The following is a 730-nucleotide window of genomic DNA, read 5'->3' on the forward strand; positions in this document are numbered from 1 at the left end:
ACGTTGGCGCCCACGGCCAGCTGTCCCCCTGACAGCTCCTGCCCCACCCAGTTCGCCCCCAACGACATCGCCAGGCCGTCCACCCGCTTCGCCTGCGTCCCGAGCAGGCCCACCGCGAACGTCGTCACCAGGCGGCCCGTGTCCGTGCCCACGGTGCTCACGTGCGGCATCAGCATCAGCACCGCCGGAACATGGATTTCACCCGACTCCGAGCGCTGGGCCACCGCGGCCTGGGCCGGCGCCCCCCCTGTCGCGGCCTCCACCAGCGGCGCGGCCGACGGCACGGTGGTGGGCGCCGCCACCGTCGCAGAGGAGGGCTCCGTGCCCGAGGGCATCTCGGTGCTGGGGCGCGGATCCGCGACCGGTGCCGCGGAGGAAGCACCCTGCGTGCGCACCATCACCACCGGCGCGGCGGACGTCGCGGCCACCGTGTCCGAGGGCGCCGTCACCACGTTCGCGCTTTCGACGGAGGCCGCCACCTTCGCGGGCTCCTCGGCCCCGGCCACCCCTCCCGCCACCGCGACCATCACCCCGACACACACCGCGACCTTGCGATTCATCGCCTGGACCTTCCTGGACTGTTTTCCGAATGGGGCCATCCGCCGGGTGCCTTCCCGCGTGGGAAGCCCGGGGCGCCGCCGTCATGTCGGGGCGTGTTCGCCCCTCGCGGACACAGGAACACCGGCCCCTTCCAGAACTGTCACCTGCCTGTCGCCGACCCCTCGAAGCC

Annotated in this window: 1 pseudogene; it reads right to left on the reverse strand. The window is 73.3% G+C overall.

From position 1 onward, the window contains the following. A pseudogene (locus tag D7X74_RS42240) lies at positions 1 to 560 on the reverse strand (hypothetical protein); the annotation flags it as partial. Between the last annotated feature and the right edge of the window lie 170 nt (positions 561 to 730).

This window comes from Corallococcus sp. CA047B (genome assembly GCF_003612065.1).
Lineage (GTDB): Bacteria > Myxococcota > Myxococcia > Myxococcales > Myxococcaceae > Corallococcus > Corallococcus praedator.